Source organism: Pedobacter sp. KBW06 (assembly GCF_003852525.1).
GTDB lineage: Bacteria > Bacteroidota > Bacteroidia > Sphingobacteriales > Sphingobacteriaceae > Pedobacter.
This window is the reverse complement of record NZ_QAJL01000004.1, coordinates 159,801-175,950: the sequence shown is the minus strand read 5'-3', so window position 1 is coordinate 175,950 and position 16,150 is coordinate 159,801. Positions and strand designations below refer to the sequence as shown.

Sequence of the window (16,150 nt, the reverse complement as noted above, 5' to 3'; positions counted from 1 at the left end):
TTGCATTAAAAATGAATTATGCATACTGAAGCTCATATCAAAATGGTGGCGGATACTTTACTTCCCGGATTCTTACCAAAAGATCCCAATGAAAAAAATCTGATTTTTCATTTTACACTGCCTCCAAACGAGAATTATAAGGTCAGTTATCTTAAGACGGCTAAAAACGAATGGGTATTTAGCGGCTCCGAAAAAGTCGATAGATAAGGGCTTAAAATTGTTTTTTTAAGAAAATCGATGATTTTGTTTACTTTTAACTGATATTCAGTTCTATAGCTGTTTTGGGTGTGAGGGCGCCTTTATAGGGAATGGGATAATATAGCGGATATAATGGATGTAGCGTAGTAAAATAGGCTGATTAATCATCAAAGTGAGTAAAAATTGCCCATATTAAATCATTGGGACTTGTTGATCTTGCATTGGTTTTTAGGTTAGAATATAGCATTTTGTTCCATTTTCAGAAAGGAAAAATGCGAAAGAACTTCGGTATGCCTCATTAATTCCTCTTTATATTTAAGATCCGATTCTTCCTGTGTGCCAAAGAGATAACACCTCCCAATAGGTATGGTAATTGTTAAAGTATACATGACTAGATTTTAATAAATTGGAAACAAACATAGGAAGTATCCTGATTCCGACGGATGAAGATGCGAGATTGGAAAACCTGAAAAAGTATAAGATACTATATACTAAGACTGAGCCTATATTCGATCAGTTGGCAGCCCTTACGGCAACAATGATGAATGCACCTATTGCGATGATTAATTTTGTGGACCGGGATAAAGTGTGGACCAAAGCCGATCAGAGTGGTCAGATCGGACAGGAAGTAGGCCGTGAGGTTAGTTTATGCTCCCTGGCGATCTTAAATGAGAGCGTAACGGTATTTGAAGACCTGATCCAGAACCCTTGTCTCATCTCTAACCCCCTGATTGCCGGAGAATCCGGATTGCGTTTTTATGCTGCGGCTGCGATTACCACGAACGAAGGTTTTAGGGTAGGGGTGGTTTGTATTCTGGATAAAAAAGCAAGGGTATTCAAAGAAGAGGACCGTAAGAAACTGGAACTGATTGCACTGATGGTGAGAAAGGAAATGAACAAACGGGTAGGAATTCATGAGTTTGAAACCCAGGACGCATAACTGTATTTTTGTAAGCTGATGAAGATTACAAAAATAGACGACCATGTTCCAATGGATTTGTTCCTGCTGGCAGATCCCGCAGAAAAAAGCATCCTGGGGTACCTCCCGGATTCATTGATTTATATTGCTAAAATTAATGGAGAAACCGTTGGCGGTTACATCCTGCAACCCATAGAAAGGGCGAAGTACGAACTTAAAAACATTGCGGTAATGCCGGGATATCAGAATCAGGGCATTGGAACGGAATTGCTTCAACACCTCTTTGGTATCGTAAAAGAACGGAACGGAGAAAGTGTAGAAGTGGGAACCGGAACCTTTGGCTATCAGCTGGCATTTTATCAGCGTGCAGGATTCCGGGCAGACCGGATCGATAAAGACTTCTTCTTACTGAATTATAAGGAAGCCATCTTTGAAAATGGGATTCAACATAAGGACATGCTCCGCTTGCTGATTAAACTGTAATTCCCTCTTTTCTTAGAATATAATTGTAAATTCCTTCAATAGGCTTCTGATAAATCTTACCTACTTTGACCTGGTTACTTAAACAGACTTCTCTCAACACATCCCGGTAATAAAAAGCAATAGAGCCTACGAAATGACAATCCAGACTTTTATAGTTTGCATAGTCTTTAATGTTGCTGTCTACGAATTCCTGAAAACCTTCCCGTAAAATGTTAAGTATAAAAGGATGTTCTGTATGTTCTGCCATGAAACGGCTGATGGAAGCGAGGTAGGTATTGGGTGATGATTTCTGATAGAGGTTGGTGACTACCGTTTCCTTGTCGATCTGGTAGTCTTGTGCAAATTTCACACTTAATTCCAGGGGCATATTTCCGTACAGGTAGCTGGTGATGAGCTTCCGGCCAAAAAAGGTGCCTGAACCTTCATCTCCCAAAACATAACCTAAACCATGAGCGCCGCTATGAACGTTCTTACCATCGTAATAAGAAATGTTTGAACCTGTTCCAAGGATGCAGGTTAACCCTTTCTGATCCCCGCAGGTGGCGTAAGCCGAACCAATTAAATCATGTTCCACCGAAACGTAAGCCTGGGTGAAAAAAGAAGAAATTCCATTCGAGATGACTTCTACTTTATCCGGAGAAGAACAGCCTGCACCAAAGAAATAAATTTCCTTTACTTTATCTGCATAGGCCGCGATTTCCTTCTTCTTGGAAAAAAGCTTAAAAATATCATGCGCATTCAAGAAATAAGGGTTAATGCCCTGTGTGCTAAAACTGATGGTCTCTTCCGGGCTATAGCCCATCCAGTCAGTTTTAGAGGATCCGCTGTCTGCTACTAAAATCATTTGCTAAAAATAACAATCTTATTGAATATTTAATGTGCCGCTGATTTCTTTTAAGCTGATTTCAGTAAGTTTTGCCTGATACTGTGCGTCCAGAAACCGGGTGATGGCCGTAATGGAGTTTCTTTGCGCCTCTCTGAGCTCCAGCGGAGAGATGCTGCCCAACCGGTATTTTTCAAGCGTGATGTCCAGATTTTGCTTTGCAATGTTCACATTGGTCTGCTCTACCTTCAGCAGGTCGAGGTTGGTCAGGTAATTCTGATAAGCCGAAAGAAGTTGTGCATTGATGTCCTGCCTGGCTTTTTCCAGGTTCAATTCGGTGGTATTGATCTGTACCTTTGCGTTACGCTCATTCTGACGTTGCAGGAAGCCGTTAAACAAGTTGAGGCTTGCCGTTACTCCATAAGTGAAACCCCTGGCTCTGAACTGCGTATTAAAGCCCGTAGGACTCGTGCTGTTAGAGAATTCGTAACCACTGTTGAGGCCCACTGTTGGATAACGCTGCCCTTTTACCTGTTTCAGGCTAAGTTCTGCAATTTTTTTATTGATGAAGGCCGCCTGTAAAGCCGGACTGAGTTGTTGGGCCAGACCAGACAATTCTGTATAATTTAAGTCCCTTTCTATTTTCATGGTTTGATCCACTTCGAAAACCAGATTCAGGTCCCTTGCCATCACCTGGTTTAAGGTCACCATATTCGTCCTGAGTACATTCTTTTGCTGCAAATAAAGAGAGGTATCTGCATTGTAATCTACGGTAGCAGAAAGCACATCCAGTTTGGACCCCCTTCCAATCTCCAGCTTGTTTTTGGCAATGGTCAAACGCATCCTTGAAATGTCGAGTGCGGTATCTGTAGCCATCACCAGTTGTTGTTGTCTGACTAAAGCATAATAGCCGTTGATCACGTCGGCAACTGTGGCAATGACGGTTCCTTTCGCATTCACCTCTCCCAGCTTTTGTAATTCTTTAAGCCGGTCGTAATTGGCAAACATCTGGAGACCATCGAATATGGTCCATCCTAAGGATGCCCCATAGCTTTGGTTAGTGCTTCTTGCCCCATCTGTTCTCCGTTCCGTTCCCGAGGCCTGGGTTTGTACGGTATTCTGATTGCTCCCCCCTCTGCTGTAATCTGCAGTAAGTTTCGGGAGCATTCCGGCATTTCCCGGATTGATGTTGTTTTTTGCAATCTGTACCTCATTATTTACGAGCCTGATGTCGTAATTGTTCTTTAACGCAGTGCTGATGGCTTCTTCCAGACTCAGCTTTTGCTGTGCAAAACCTGTATGGCCAGCCAATAACAGTAGCACTGTGACAAATAGAAGTTTCCTGGTTTTCATGGTCTTATGGAGTTGAAACTGGATCATGGGTTAATGTGCTTTTTTTTCTAAGCTTTCTTCCGCTAAGGCCGCTTTCAGTGAAAGTTCTAATTCTGTATTTGCTTTGTGCTCTTTAGACCAGTAAGAATAGATGGCGGGGATCACAAACAACGTTAAGATCAGGGCAAACATGGTTCCCCCAACGATGACGATTCCCATTCCCATCCTGCTTTTTGCGGCAGCACCTAAAGCCATGGCAATCGGCAATGCACCAATGGCGATGGCCAGACTGGTCATCAGGATCGGTCTGAGCCTGGAAACCGAAGCTTCCCTGATGGCATCGTGAACGCTCTTTCCGGTTTCTTTCAGCTGATTGGCAAATTCCACAATCAGAATCCCGTTTTTAGTTACCAGTCCGATCAGCATGATCGTTCCGATCTGGCTGAAGATATTCCAGCTCTGACCAAACAGCCAAAGCGATAAAAAGGCTCCGGCAACGGCCATTGGTACCGTCAGGATAATGATTACCGGATCTACAAAACTCTCAAATTGTGCGGAAAGGATTAAATAGACCAGCAATAAAGCAAGGCCAAATGCAAACATGGTGTTGGAGGAGCTTTCCTGGAAATCCCTGGATTCGCCACCAAGATCTGTAGAAAATGATTCGTCCAGTATCTTGGCAGAGATCCGGTCCATGGCTTCGATTCCTTCACCGATGCTTTTACCCGGAGCCAGACCTGCAGAAACTGTTGCAGAGATGAAACGGTTGTTCCGGTACAGCTGCGGCGGACTGCTTTTTTCTCTGGCCGTCACCATATTGTCTACCTGGATGAGTTCATTTTTGTTGTTCCGTACATAAACCGAACTCAGGTCTAAAGGATCTTTACGGTCATTCATTTCGAATTGTCCGATCACCTGGTATTGTTTGCCATTCATAAAGAAATAAGAAAAGCGCTGACCACTTAATCCCAATTGAAGCGCCAGGCCGATATCCGAAACAGACACCCCCAGGTTTTTCGCCTTATCTCTGTCGATCGTTAAATCAATCTCCGGTTTGTTAAATTTAAGGTCCACGTCTGAAGTGGTAAACGTAGGGTCTTTGGCCACCTCATCCATGAACAAGGGTACTTTTTCCCTCAGCTTCTCAAAGTTCTGTGCCTGGATGATATAATTGACTGGTAAGCCTCCTCTGCGGCCCACAGAAATGGTGGGCTGCTGGGTAACTACGACTTTCCCTTCCGTGTATCTTCTGGTGATTCTGGTGAGCTTGGCAGCGATCTCATCCTGAGTCCGGCCACGGTCGCCCGGATCAGATAAGCCCATTCTGATAAAACCACTGTTGGTAGATCCCGATCCGCCAAATCCCGGAGAAGTGATGGTAATGTTGACCTTGGTTTCCGGAATAGAATCACTGATCATCTGCTGAATCTTCAGCATGAAACGATCCGTATAGGCAAAGGAAGAACCCTCTGGTGTGGTTACCCTCAGATTGATCGCACTGCGGTCATCATATGGTGCTGTTTCTTTTGGTAAGATCTTCCAGAACAGGGCAATCATTGCCACGCAGACTACAATGATGGGAATGGACAGCCATTTTTTATTGAGGAACTTATTCAGGTTGTCCGAATAACTATCGTTCAGCTTCACAAAATAAGGCTCAGTAAGGTTATAGAATTTGGATTTTTCGTGCCCGGTCTTTTTCATCAGGTAGGCATTCAGCATCGGCGTTAAGGTCAAAGAGACAAAGGCCGAGATGAGCACGGCCGCACCAATCACAATTCCGAACTCCCGAAAGAGCCGCCCGACAAATCCCTCCAGAAAGATGACCGGTAAAAACACTGCTGCAAGGGTAACGGAAATCGAGATGACCGCAAAAAATATTTCATTGGATCCTTTGATCGCAGCTTCGAAAGGAGAGTAGCCTTCTTCCACCTTTTTGAAGATGTTTTCAGTTACTACAATCCCGTCATCCACCACCAGCCCGGTGGCCAGAACGATAGCGAGCAGGGACAATACATTGATGGAGAATCCAAAAATGTACATGATAAAGAAAGTAAAGATCAGTGAAACCGGAATATCCAGTAAAGGCCTGATGGCAATTGCCCAATCCCTGAAAAACAGGTAAATGATGAGGATCACGAGGATCAGGGAAAGAATGATGGTTTCTGCAACTTCTGTGACCGACATCTTAATGAACTTCGTGGTATCTAAAGAGATGTTCAGCTTGATGTCTTTTGGGATATCTTTCTGTAACTGCTCAAATCTTTTGTCAAACTCCCTGGAGATGTCCAGGTAATTGGCGCCCGGCTGAGGGACAAGGCCTACGGCTACCATGGGTTTTCCTGATTCCCTTAAGATGGTCTCCTCATTTTCTGAGCCAAGTACGGCATAGCCTACATCTTTCAGGCGCACTACATTATCGGTATCGTTCTTCAGGATCAGGTTATTGAATTCGTCCTCATTGGTTAGTTTTCCCAATGTTTTTACAATGAGTTCCGTATTTGCACCGGTGATTTTTCCGGATGGCAACTCTACATTCTCATTGTTAAGGGCGGTAACAATATCCTGTGAAGTCAGCCCGTAGGCAGCCAGTTTATCCGGAGAAATCCGGATGCGCATGGCATATTTCCTTTGGCCCTGAATCTGTACACTACTCACACCGGTGATGGTCTGCAGACGGTCGGCAATCACATTTTCTGCATAGTCACTCAGTTCCATTACATTGCGTTTATCGCTTTGAATGGTCATGGTAATAACTGCGTCAGAGTTGGCATCGGCCTTGCTGACTACCGGATTTCCGTCGATGTCTTTGGGGAGGCTTCTTGCCGCCTGAGATACCTTGTCGCGCACGTCATTTGCCGCATCATCAATGTTCTTGTTCAGGTTAAATTCTATGGTGATGTTACTGCTCCCCTGGTTGCTGGAAGAGGAAATGTTCCTGATCCCGTCAATCCCGTTGATTGACTTCTCCAGAGGCTCTGTAATTTGTGATTCAATGATGTCTGAGTTTGCACCCGGATAGGAGGTCCTTACAGAAACTACCGTAGGATCAATATTTGGATATTCCCGGACACCCAGGAAATTATAACCGATGACACCAAAAAGAAGGATCATCAGGTTCATCACGATGGCCAGGACCGGCCTTTTAATACTGGTGGTTGAAATGCTCATAAAGGAAACTTAATTTTTAACCACAGTTACTTTCACAGGGGCATCCTGTTTTAAAGCCATTGCACCGGTAGTCAATACGGTATCACCTACTTTCAATCCGGAAGTGATGACAATATTTTCGGCCGTCCGTGTTCCTGCTTCTACATCAACCTGCCGGGCCTTACCATTCTTGCTGATAAACACCGTTTTTCCCTTTAATACCGGGATAATGGCTTCATTTGGAATCAGGATCGCATCTTTTGAGGTGGTCAGGGCAAGTTTAATCTTTGCAAAGGATCCCGGAAGGAGCTCCTGATTTGGATTCGGAACCAGTGCCTTTATTTGCAGGGTTCTGGTTTGGGTATTGATCCCGGGTTCAATGGCAAATACTTTTCCTGTAAAGGATTTTGAATAACCATCGGTTGTAAAGAAGACTTCAGAGCCTGCCTTGATCTGCCCCATGTATTTCTCTGGAACAGAGAAACTGATTTTTAACGGGCTGATGCTGGAGAGGTTGGCAATGATCGCTGCGGGAGTTAAATAAACCCCTTCGGAGATAGAACGCAAACCAATCTTTCCGCTAAAAGGGGCGAAAATTGAGGTCTTTGCCAGCTGCGCACGGATCAGTTGGGTCTGTGCTTTCAGTGATTGAAGATTGGCAAGGGAAGTGTCGTATTCTTCCTGACTGATGGCGCCTTTTTCCAGTAATTGTTTGGAGCGGTTCTCATTGGTTGCCGAGAGCTTTTGTTTCGTTAAAGCATCCTGTAACTGTGCCTGGATATCACGATCGTTGATCTTTACCAGGAGGCTGCCCTTGGTTACGTTAGAACCTTCTTTGAAATTGATGCTGGTAACCAAACCGGAAACTTCGCTGTGAAGTTCTACGGATTCATTCGCTTCCAGGGTTCCGGTAACTTCCAGGTCATTGTTGAAATCACCTGTTTTGACAACGATCCCATTCACCTGTAGTCCCTTTCCCGGGCCACCTTTTCCTTTACTCATTCCGGCACCCTCGTCGGCAATTTTTTTATTGGCTGAAATCCGGTAATAGATTAAATAAGCAATGCCCAGACCGATCAGGGTATAGATGATGTATCTTAGTTTCATATGTGGTGAATAGGATATGTTAACGTGCAAAAATATTTAAATATACGGCCTGTAATAGCTTGTATTAAGTATGTTACAGCCTAATATTCTTTTTAAGGACGATGAAAAGAGATAAATTATACATTTGTTTATCGCCCGTAAAAAGTAAATTAGCGCCTTCTTTAACCTATGACTTAAAAGAACGATAAAAGTTTAGCCTGGTTTAATTAGTTTAATATAACAATTATGATACTAAAAAACAGGGCTTGACTGACGAAGGGCTTGATTAGGAGAGAAGGATGGGTAAAATAAAATAATAAGATTAAGGAATGAAAAAATCAATTGCAGGACTAGTAATATTACTATCAGTAGGTATGACAGCCAGATCGCAGGTAAAAGTAGGATTCGAGGTGAGCTTTAAAGAACCTCAGGCACATTATGTGGAAATGGAAATGACGATTTCCGGATTGGCTAAAGATTATGTAGATGTAAAAATGCCGGTATGGGCCCCTGGTTCTTACCTGGTTCGTGAGTTTGCAAAAAGCGTAGAAGACTTTAGCGCCACTGCGGGAGGCAAGCCTGTAAAATTTGAAAAGGTAAAGAAAAATGCATGGAGGGTATATTCTGCTAAATCCAATGCGATAAAAATTAAATATAGGGTCTATGGTTTCGAAGTTTCTGTCCGGACCCCATTCATTGACGAATCTCATGCCTTCCTATCCAGTACGGGGATATTCATGTATCCTGATGGGTTATTGAATTTGCCAAGTACCGTGAAAGTCATTCCTTATAAAGGATGGAATAAAGTATCTACAGGATTGGAGCCTGTGGCAGGACAGCCTTTCACGTATACGGCCTCAGACTTTGATGTGCTGTTTGACAGTCCTATAGAAGTAGGAAATCAGGAAGTATTTGATTTTATGGCTTCAGGAGTAAAACATGAAGTAGCGATGTATGGTGGTGGCAACTACGATAAAGAACGCCTGAAAGTAGACATGGCCAAAGTGATCGAACAGGCAACAGCCATTTATGGCGAGAACCCTAACAAGCATTATACGTTCATCGTTCATAATTTTGAAAGAGGTGGTGGTGGTTTAGAGCATTTAAACTCTACCGTTTTAGGTGCTTCCAGAAATGCATACAATACACCTGAGGGTTATCTTGGATTCCTGAATCTGGTTGCCCATGAGTACTTCCATTTATGGAACGTGAAAAGAATGCGTCCGATTGCTTTAGGTCCGTTCGATTATGACAACGAGAACTATACCACCAATTTATGGGTTGCAGAAGGATTTACTTCATATTATGAAAACAAACTGGTACTGCGTGCCGGCTTTGTAGACCAGAAGGCTTTTGTTGATGGATTGGTGACCGCAGTGGCCAATGTGTCCAATACTCCGGGCGCTAAAGTACAATCGGCAGCAGAATCCAGCTATGATGCCTGGATCAAAGGTTACCGTCCAAATGAAAACTCTAACAACACAGGTGTTTCTTATTATAGCAAAGGTGAAGTGGTAGGGCTTTTAATGGACCTGGAGATTGCTCAGGCGACTAAAGGAACAAAAAGCCTGGATGATGTGATGAAAGCCATGTACCTTCAGGGTAAAACTTTAAAAAGAGGATATACCGATGCCGAATTTAAAGCGATGGTAGAGAAGATCAGTGGCAAAAGCTTTACTGATTTCTGGGCAAAATATGTAAACGGAACCCATCCTGTGGAATATGACAAATATTTTGGATACGCCGGAATCACGATTAAGAACCAAAATGAAGGAAACAGCATTCCTTATATCGGTGTGGCTTCTAAAAAGACAGAAGGCAGAATCATCATCTCTGCAGTGTCGAGAAACTCAGCTGCATGGGTGGATGGCTTAAATGTGAATGACGAAGTGATCAGTGTGGACGGAGTTGGTGTAGAAGCCGCATTAGAGCGCATGCCGGTAATTACCAGTAAAAAACCTGGTGATGTGGTTACGGTAAAAGTGAAAAGGGATGGAATTGAAAAAGACATCAAAGTTACCCTGAAAGCGAGCCCGAACATCAAACTGGTAGCAGAGATTCAGGGAAATGCTCCGGAATCACAGGTATTGGTACGTAAAGGCTGGATGGGAATATAGCCTCCGGTTAAATAAAAAGAAACGGGGTTAGANNTCTAACCCCGTTTCTTTTTAAGTCTTTTGCTAACCTAGAAGGTATAACGTAATGACAGTCCGACGCCTGAAGCATCAAAGTTTGTATCAGGAACAAGTCCGATTGTTGGTTTCCAGTCTAAGGAAATATTGATTGGTGCATCTGCAAATTTATAGTCCAATCCTAAAACACCATCAACACCTAAATAAAGGTCGCTTTGATCTTTTGGTTTGTATTTAACCGATCCTACTGTACCACCCACACCATAATACCAGTTTAATCCGGCGGCATTGTCAATCGGGTTATAAATTTCATATAAACCAGTTACACGGAAATAGTTATAGTTGCTGTTTGATCTAAAGTTGGCAATGATATCTACCATCTTGTTTCCACCAAGCGTTGTTTTGAAAGTAACCCCATTTGCAGCGCCGAAACGACCACCAATAGCATTTTGGTAACTTTGTGCGCTTGATTCTGAATGGAAAGCAAACGTCGCAATCACGGCTAAACAAATAATAGTAAGTAATTTTTTCATAATCTGTGTTTTTATTAATTTTTTATTGATGATTTCTACCTTATCAACTATTGTGCCGTTAAATCTGAAAGAATCGGCTTTTTGCTTTTTTAACAGGCTTCAAGGCCGGTTGTAGATCCTTTGAAAAAGAAACCGGAGTATTTTCTTTGATCCCGGAAAGTGGCTAAAGACAGGTTCGGAACAAACAGCGATGGAAGTCGCATCAAGTACGGATAAAGCAGGGATGAAACACGCATTTTGTCCCTGTTCTATCCGTGTTCTATCCCTGTTTGATCCCTGTTCTATCCGGGATTTATCTGAAGCAGTTTTGACCTTGCCAGGCGCTTTGTCCTTTGCCGTTTTTTGGCTTCCGGTTACAGGGGATCTCTCCCAATTAATTATTACAGAAAGAAAACATACCAATATTTAAATTGGTTTTGATAGAGAATTTAATTTATTAGATTTGGGAAACACCAGGTACAAATTATAAAATAACGGTTATGGCGGTAACGATCACACGAGTATTCGATTTACTTCAATACAATTTAGAGAATTTTCCAAAAGAGGAGTTTATAAGTGGTAAGATAAAGGGGGAATGGAAGAAATACAGCACGAAAGATATCATTGAATCGGCCGATGCATTGAGCCGCGGTTTGGTTGGTCTTGGTGTAGGAAAAGGTTCGAGGATCGCTGTGATGTCTCATAACCGGCCGGAGTGGAATATTTCCGATTTTGCGATTATACAATTGGGTGCCTATCAGGTTCCCTTATATCCGACGCTTGCTGAGCACGACATCAGGTTTATTCTGGAGAATGCAGAGATCACGATGATCTTCGTGGCTGATGAAGAGATTTATAAAAAGGTAAAGCCTGTTTGTGATGAACTGAATTCTTCGATTAAAATTTATTCTTTTAATCCTATTTCGGGAGTGGCTTCCTGGGAAGAACTGCTGAAATCCGGCAGGGAAAATGCTTCCGTTGATCTTGATGCCTATCGCAAGGAAGTGACACCAGATGATATTTTAACCCTGATTTATACTTCAGGAACTACTGGAACCCCGAAAGGCGTGATGCTGACCCATGATAACCTGGTGAAAAATTTTGAACATTCGTCTGTCCTTGTTCCTCCGGGATTAAATAAGGCATTGAGCTTTCTTCCGCTTTCGCACATCTTTGAAAGGATGATCGTTTACCTTCACATGTATAAAGGCGCATCTGTTTATTATGCAGAAAGTACGGAGACGATTGTTGCCGATATTCAGTTTGTAAAGCCCAATGGCTTTTCTACGGTTCCCCGTCTGCTCGAAAAAGTATATGATAAAATCATAGAAAAAGGAAAGGCACTGACCGGGGTAAAAAAAGGAATCTTTTTCTGGGCGCTTTCAGTGGCCGAGAAATACGATTTTAACAACGGAGCCTTTTACAACTTTAAATTAGGCATTGCGCGGAAGCTGGTGTTTTCAAAATGGCAGGCAGCAATGGGTGGTGAGATCGTGGTGATTGTATCGGGCGGAGCGGCCTTAAATCCCCGTTTGGCTAAAATTTTCTACGCTGCAGGAATGCCGGTCATGGAAGGTTATGGTTTAACCGAAACCTCTCCTGTAATTACGGTCAATCGCTTTGGAGAAACGAGGTTTGGAACTGTGGGACCTGTAATTGAAGGTGTCGAAGTTAAAATCGCTCCCGATGGTGAGGTATTGGCCCGTGGACATAACATCATGAAAGGTTATTATAACAGGCCGGACCTGACAGCCGAAGCCATTGATGCCGAGGGCTGGTTCCATACCGGTGATATTGGTGAACTTGTGGAAGGACGGTTTTTGAAAATTACAGACAGGAAAAAAGAGATATTTAAAACTGCCGGCGGAAAGTATGTTGCCCCGCAAATGCTGGAAAATAAACTAAAAGAATCTCCATTGGTAGAGCAGGTGATGGTGCTTGGCGAAAACAGGAAGTTTCCTGCGGCATTGATTGTCCCTACTTTTGAGGCATTGAAGGGTTGGTGTGGAAAAAAAGGGATTCCATATACCACCAATGAGCTGATGATTAAAAATCCGCTGGTCATCAAAAAATACGATGAGATTGTCGCTTACAGCGTTAAAGATTTCGGAAAATGGGAGCAGGTGAAACGTATCGCCTTATTGTCGAAGGAATGGAGCATTGTTGATGGCGAATTAACGCCGAAGCTAAGTTTGAAACGAAAAGTGATCTTAGAAAAGAATGCCGGCACTATAGAAAAAATTTATGCAGATGCAGAAGGCTATAAAGGATAGGATTATTCCGTTGTTAATGGGCTTTGTCCTCTTGTCGGGAGCTTTGGTTTCCGGATGTGCAGGTGGTCAGCTCGGGAAAAGGAATAGTGAGGAGTACCGTAACGGAATGGTTGTCTCGGCCAGTGCAGAGGCTTCAAAAGTAGGCCTGGACATTTTAAAGAAAGGTGGGAATGCCGTGGATGCGGCGGTTGCCGTTCAGTTTGCTTTGGCAGTAGTTTATCCTAATGCAGGCAATATTGGCGGTGGTGGCTTTATGGTGTACCGCTCTGCGGAAGGAGAGACAAATACGCTCGACTTCCGGGAAAAAGCAGGAGCTGCGGCTTCCAGAAATATGTACCTTGATTCGGCTGGACAGCCTATCGTAGATAAAAGTTTGTACGGACAGCTGGCTTCAGGTGTCCCGGGATCTGTTGCCGGAATGGTGGCTGCCCATGCAAAATATGGCAAGCTGAAATGGGCAGACTTAGTTGAGCCTGCAATTTCGCTGGCCAGAAAGGGATTTGTGATTACCGAAAGGCAGGCCGCAGAATTTAATGGTTTGCAGGAGAAATTAATAGAATTTAATCCGTTTGGTGCTGCGCTGATCAAAAAAGGTCAGTGGGTAAAAGGCGATTTATTGCTGCAGAATGAACTGGCAAATACGCTGGAACAGATCCGTGATAAAGGCCGGGCCGGTTTTTATGAAGGTGCAGTGGCAGATAGCCTGTTGCTGGAAATGAAACGCGGTGGCGGAATCATTACTGCTCAGGATTTGAAAGATTACCAGGCGGTATGGCGCAAGGCCATTACAGGAACCTATAAAGGATATCAGATCATTACCATGCCACCGCCTTCAAGCGGAGGGATTGCCCTAGTGCAGCTGCTGAAATCTGTGGCACCTTATCCCTTAAAAAAATGGGGTTACCATGCCGACTCTACTGTACAGGTGATGGTGGAAGCAGAACGCCGTGTTTATGCGGATCGCGCCACACATCTCGGTGATCCGGATTTTTATGCCGTTCCGGGAAAGGAATTGATGGAAGATGCTTATGTTAAAAGCAGAATGAGCACTTTTAACTGGGCAAAAGCAACTGAGAGTGCAGCAGTTAAAGCCGGGATCTTCAAAGGAAAAGAACACGAAGAAACAACACATTTCTCCATCGTGGATAAAGCGGGGAATGCGGTTTCCATTACCACAACGTTAAATGGTTCCTATGGCTCGGCCGTAGTAGTGAAAGGAGCCGGATTTCTTTTGAATAATGAGATGGATGATTTTTCCGTAAAGCCAGGTTCACCGAATATGTATGGTCTGGTAGGGGGAGAGGCAAATGCAATTGCTCCGGGAAAGAGAATGCTGAGTTCTATGACGCCGACAATTATTGAAAAAGATGGCAAATTGTTTATGGTTGTAGGAACTCCTGGTGGTTCTACGATAATAACGTCTGTTTTTCAGACCATATTAAATGTGATCGAATTTGACCAGAATATGCAACAGGCGGTGACTTCAAAACGCTTTCATCACCAGTGGTTGCCAGACGAAGTTTACTTTGAAGAAGGAGCCCTGGATAGTGTAAATATCTCTAAACTGAGGTCCAGGGGCTATATTCTTAGCCCGCGTGGTCCGATTGGAAGAGTAGATGCCATCTTGAAAACCAAATGGGGTTACTATCAGGGAGGTGCTGATCCCCGTGGTGATGATGAGTCAATGGGCTGGTAGCCTGTATAGAATTCTGCACACTTAATCTCAAATAACAGTCGTTTAAAGCAGTTTTAAATATTGGCCTGAGTATTGAAATGAATTATACGATTAAACATTGTAACAATTATTTAATACTTATTTTATGAAACAAAATTTATTTAAAACCCTGCCTGTAGCTCTGGCTGCGCTCCTTATCGGAGGTTCTGTTCAGGCTCAGGATCAAGCAGGTGCAAATTCAAATCAGCTGACTACATGGTCATTTGGTGTTAACGCCGGGGTTTTAACTCCTACATCTCCACTTGGTGGTAAAAACGATTTCTCTAACAATAAATCAAGCTTAGGTTATGGTCTTTACATCAAAAAACAATTTACTCCATATTTCTCTTTACGTTTAGACGGAGTAAGAGGTAAATTAAAAGGTGACAACACTGAAAAATGGAAAAGCGGTGCAACTAACGTAAGCCCTGTAAGTGCTTTCGAAACTGACCTTAGCTATTCCGGAAGTTTAAATGCAGTAGTTAACTTGTTTAACATTGACATGTTCAATAAAAACAGTGCTTTGCAATTGTATGCTTCAGGTGGTGCCGGTTTAGCAGGTTACAAAGTTAAAACTGCAACTGGTGGTGGTGCATTAAAAGAATATGCCGGTGATAAAACAATCAGCGAATTAATCATTCCTGTAGGTTTAGGTGCTAAAATTAAATTGGCTGAGAAAGTTAATTTAGATTTAGGATGGACTGTAAACTTTGTTGATGGTGATAACCTTGATGGTTTCTACCGTGGACAAAACGATAAATATTCATACGCTTATGGAGGTTTAGAGTTTGCTTTAGGAAAAGGAAAACAATTGGCATGGCATAACCCTGTAGCCTTAACTTATGATGAAGCATTACAGGCAAAACAAACTGCTAACGCTTTAAAAGGCGATTTAGATGCTCAGAAAGCTGAAAATGCAAGATTGAGATCTGAAATGAACGACTTATTGAAAGATACTGACGGTGACGGTGTTGCTGATAAATTGGATAAATGTCCAGGTACTCCTTCAGGAACAGTTGTTGATGGTTCAGGTTGTCCTTTAAAAGTTCCAGCTCCGGTAATCCAGGAAAAAGTAATCATCACTGAAGCTGACCGTAAGGTAGTGGATGAGGCGATCAGAAACTTAGAATTTGATTTAGGTAAAGCAACTATCCGCTCTAAATCTTATACTACTTTAAACCGCGTTGCTGCGCTATTGGTAGAGAAAAACTTTAGCTTGAAATTAGCTGGTCACACAGATAATACAGGTTCAATGGCTTTAAACTTACGTTTATCGAAAGAAAGAGCAGAGTCGATCAAAGCTTATTTAGTTTCTCAAGGTGCAAATGCTTCACGTATCGAAGCTACAGGTTACGGTCCAAACCAACCTATTGCTACCAACAAAACTGCTGCTGGTCGTCAGAAAAACAGAAGGGTAGAATTCACACTTTACTAGTCTGAAATCACATTTAATTTAAAAGCCGCCTTACGCAAGTAAGGCGGCTTTTTTTATGACATAAATTTTATTATTACGCTTGCATATAAGGTT

Annotated in this window: 13 protein-coding genes; 8 read left to right on the top strand and 5 right to left on the bottom strand. The window is 42.9% G+C overall.

Annotated elements, in window-relative coordinates:
- The first annotated feature begins 18 nt into the window (after positions 1 to 18).
- The 3 genes from DBR43_RS23090 to DBR43_RS23080 all read left to right on the top strand — a co-directional run bounded on the left by DBR43_RS23090 (position 19) and on the right by DBR43_RS23080 (position 1,600).
- Positions 19 to 207, top strand: a complete 189-nt coding sequence (locus tag DBR43_RS23090; protein ID WP_124585288.1) for a hypothetical protein — start codon at positions 19 to 21, stop codon at positions 205 to 207.
- Positions 208 to 604: 397 nt separating this feature from the next.
- Positions 605 to 1,138, top strand: a complete 534-nt coding sequence (locus DBR43_RS23085) for a GAF domain-containing protein (RefSeq protein ID WP_124585279.1) — start codon at positions 605 to 607, stop codon at positions 1,136 to 1,138.
- A gap of 18 nt (positions 1,139 to 1,156) precedes the next feature.
- On the top strand, positions 1,157 to 1,600 hold the full coding sequence (locus DBR43_RS23080; RefSeq protein ID WP_199757120.1) for a GNAT family N-acetyltransferase: 444 nt from the start codon (positions 1,157 to 1,159) through the stop codon (positions 1,598 to 1,600).
- Here the strand turns inward: DBR43_RS23080 and DBR43_RS23075 are convergent.
- From DBR43_RS23075 to DBR43_RS23060, 4 genes are read right to left on the bottom strand one after another with little or no spacing between them, the layout of a single operon-like run.
- Entirely contained in the window at positions 1,590 to 2,444 is an 855-nt protein-coding gene (locus DBR43_RS23075; RefSeq protein ID WP_124585277.1) for an N-acetylglucosamine kinase, read from the bottom strand. The two genes, DBR43_RS23080 and DBR43_RS23075, sit on opposite strands and share 11 nt — an antisense overlap.
- Positions 2,445 to 2,462: 18 nt before the next feature.
- Positions 2,463 to 3,776, bottom strand: coding sequence for a TolC family protein (locus DBR43_RS23070; RefSeq protein ID WP_124586288.1), 1,314 nt, complete (start codon positions 3,774 to 3,776; stop codon positions 2,463 to 2,465).
- 30 nt (positions 3,777 to 3,806) lie between these two features.
- The gene (locus DBR43_RS23065) at positions 3,807 to 6,926 is read right to left on the bottom strand and encodes an efflux RND transporter permease subunit (protein ID WP_124585275.1); all 3,120 of its coding nucleotides are present in this window, start codon (positions 6,924 to 6,926) and stop codon (positions 3,807 to 3,809) included.
- Positions 6,927 to 6,935: 9 nt separating this feature from the next.
- Entirely contained in the window at positions 6,936 to 8,012 is a 1,077-nt protein-coding gene (locus DBR43_RS23060) for an efflux RND transporter periplasmic adaptor subunit (RefSeq protein WP_124585273.1), read from the bottom strand.
- A 308-nt stretch (positions 8,013 to 8,320) separates the two neighbouring features.
- Between DBR43_RS23060 and DBR43_RS23055 the strand changes: the two genes are divergently transcribed.
- The gene (locus DBR43_RS23055) at positions 8,321 to 10,108 is read left to right on the top strand and encodes a M61 family metallopeptidase (protein ID WP_233603171.1); all 1,788 of its coding nucleotides are present in this window, start codon (positions 8,321 to 8,323) and stop codon (positions 10,106 to 10,108) included.
- A gap of 68 nt (positions 10,109 to 10,176) precedes the next feature.
- On the opposite strand, the gene DBR43_RS23050 is transcribed toward DBR43_RS23055, so the two are convergent.
- Complete coding sequence (locus DBR43_RS23050; protein WP_124585271.1) at positions 10,177 to 10,656, bottom strand: hypothetical protein; 480 nt, start codon at positions 10,654 to 10,656, stop codon at positions 10,177 to 10,179.
- A gap of 190 nt (positions 10,657 to 10,846) precedes the next feature.
- On the opposite strand from DBR43_RS23050, the gene DBR43_RS23045 reads away from it, so the two are divergent.
- From DBR43_RS23045 to DBR43_RS23030, 4 genes are all read left to right on the top strand, one after another.
- Positions 10,847 to 11,065, top strand: a complete 219-nt coding sequence (locus tag DBR43_RS23045; protein WP_124585269.1) for a hypothetical protein — start codon at positions 10,847 to 10,849, stop codon at positions 11,063 to 11,065.
- 70 nt (positions 11,066 to 11,135) lie between these two features.
- A complete protein-coding gene (locus DBR43_RS23040; RefSeq protein WP_124585267.1) occupies positions 11,136 to 12,908 on the top strand; it encodes an AMP-dependent synthetase/ligase in 1,773 nt (590 codons plus the stop codon).
- Positions 12,886 to 14,604, top strand: a complete 1,719-nt coding sequence (gene ggt / locus DBR43_RS23035; protein WP_199757119.1) for a gamma-glutamyltransferase — start codon at positions 12,886 to 12,888, stop codon at positions 14,602 to 14,604. Before DBR43_RS23040 ends, ggt begins: the two co-directional genes overlap by 23 nt.
- Positions 14,605 to 14,728: 124 nt before the next feature.
- Positions 14,729 to 16,057, top strand: coding sequence for a DUF6089 family protein (locus tag DBR43_RS23030; protein WP_124585265.1), 1,329 nt, complete (start codon positions 14,729 to 14,731; stop codon positions 16,055 to 16,057).
- The last annotated feature ends 93 nt before the right edge of the window (positions 16,058 to 16,150 follow it).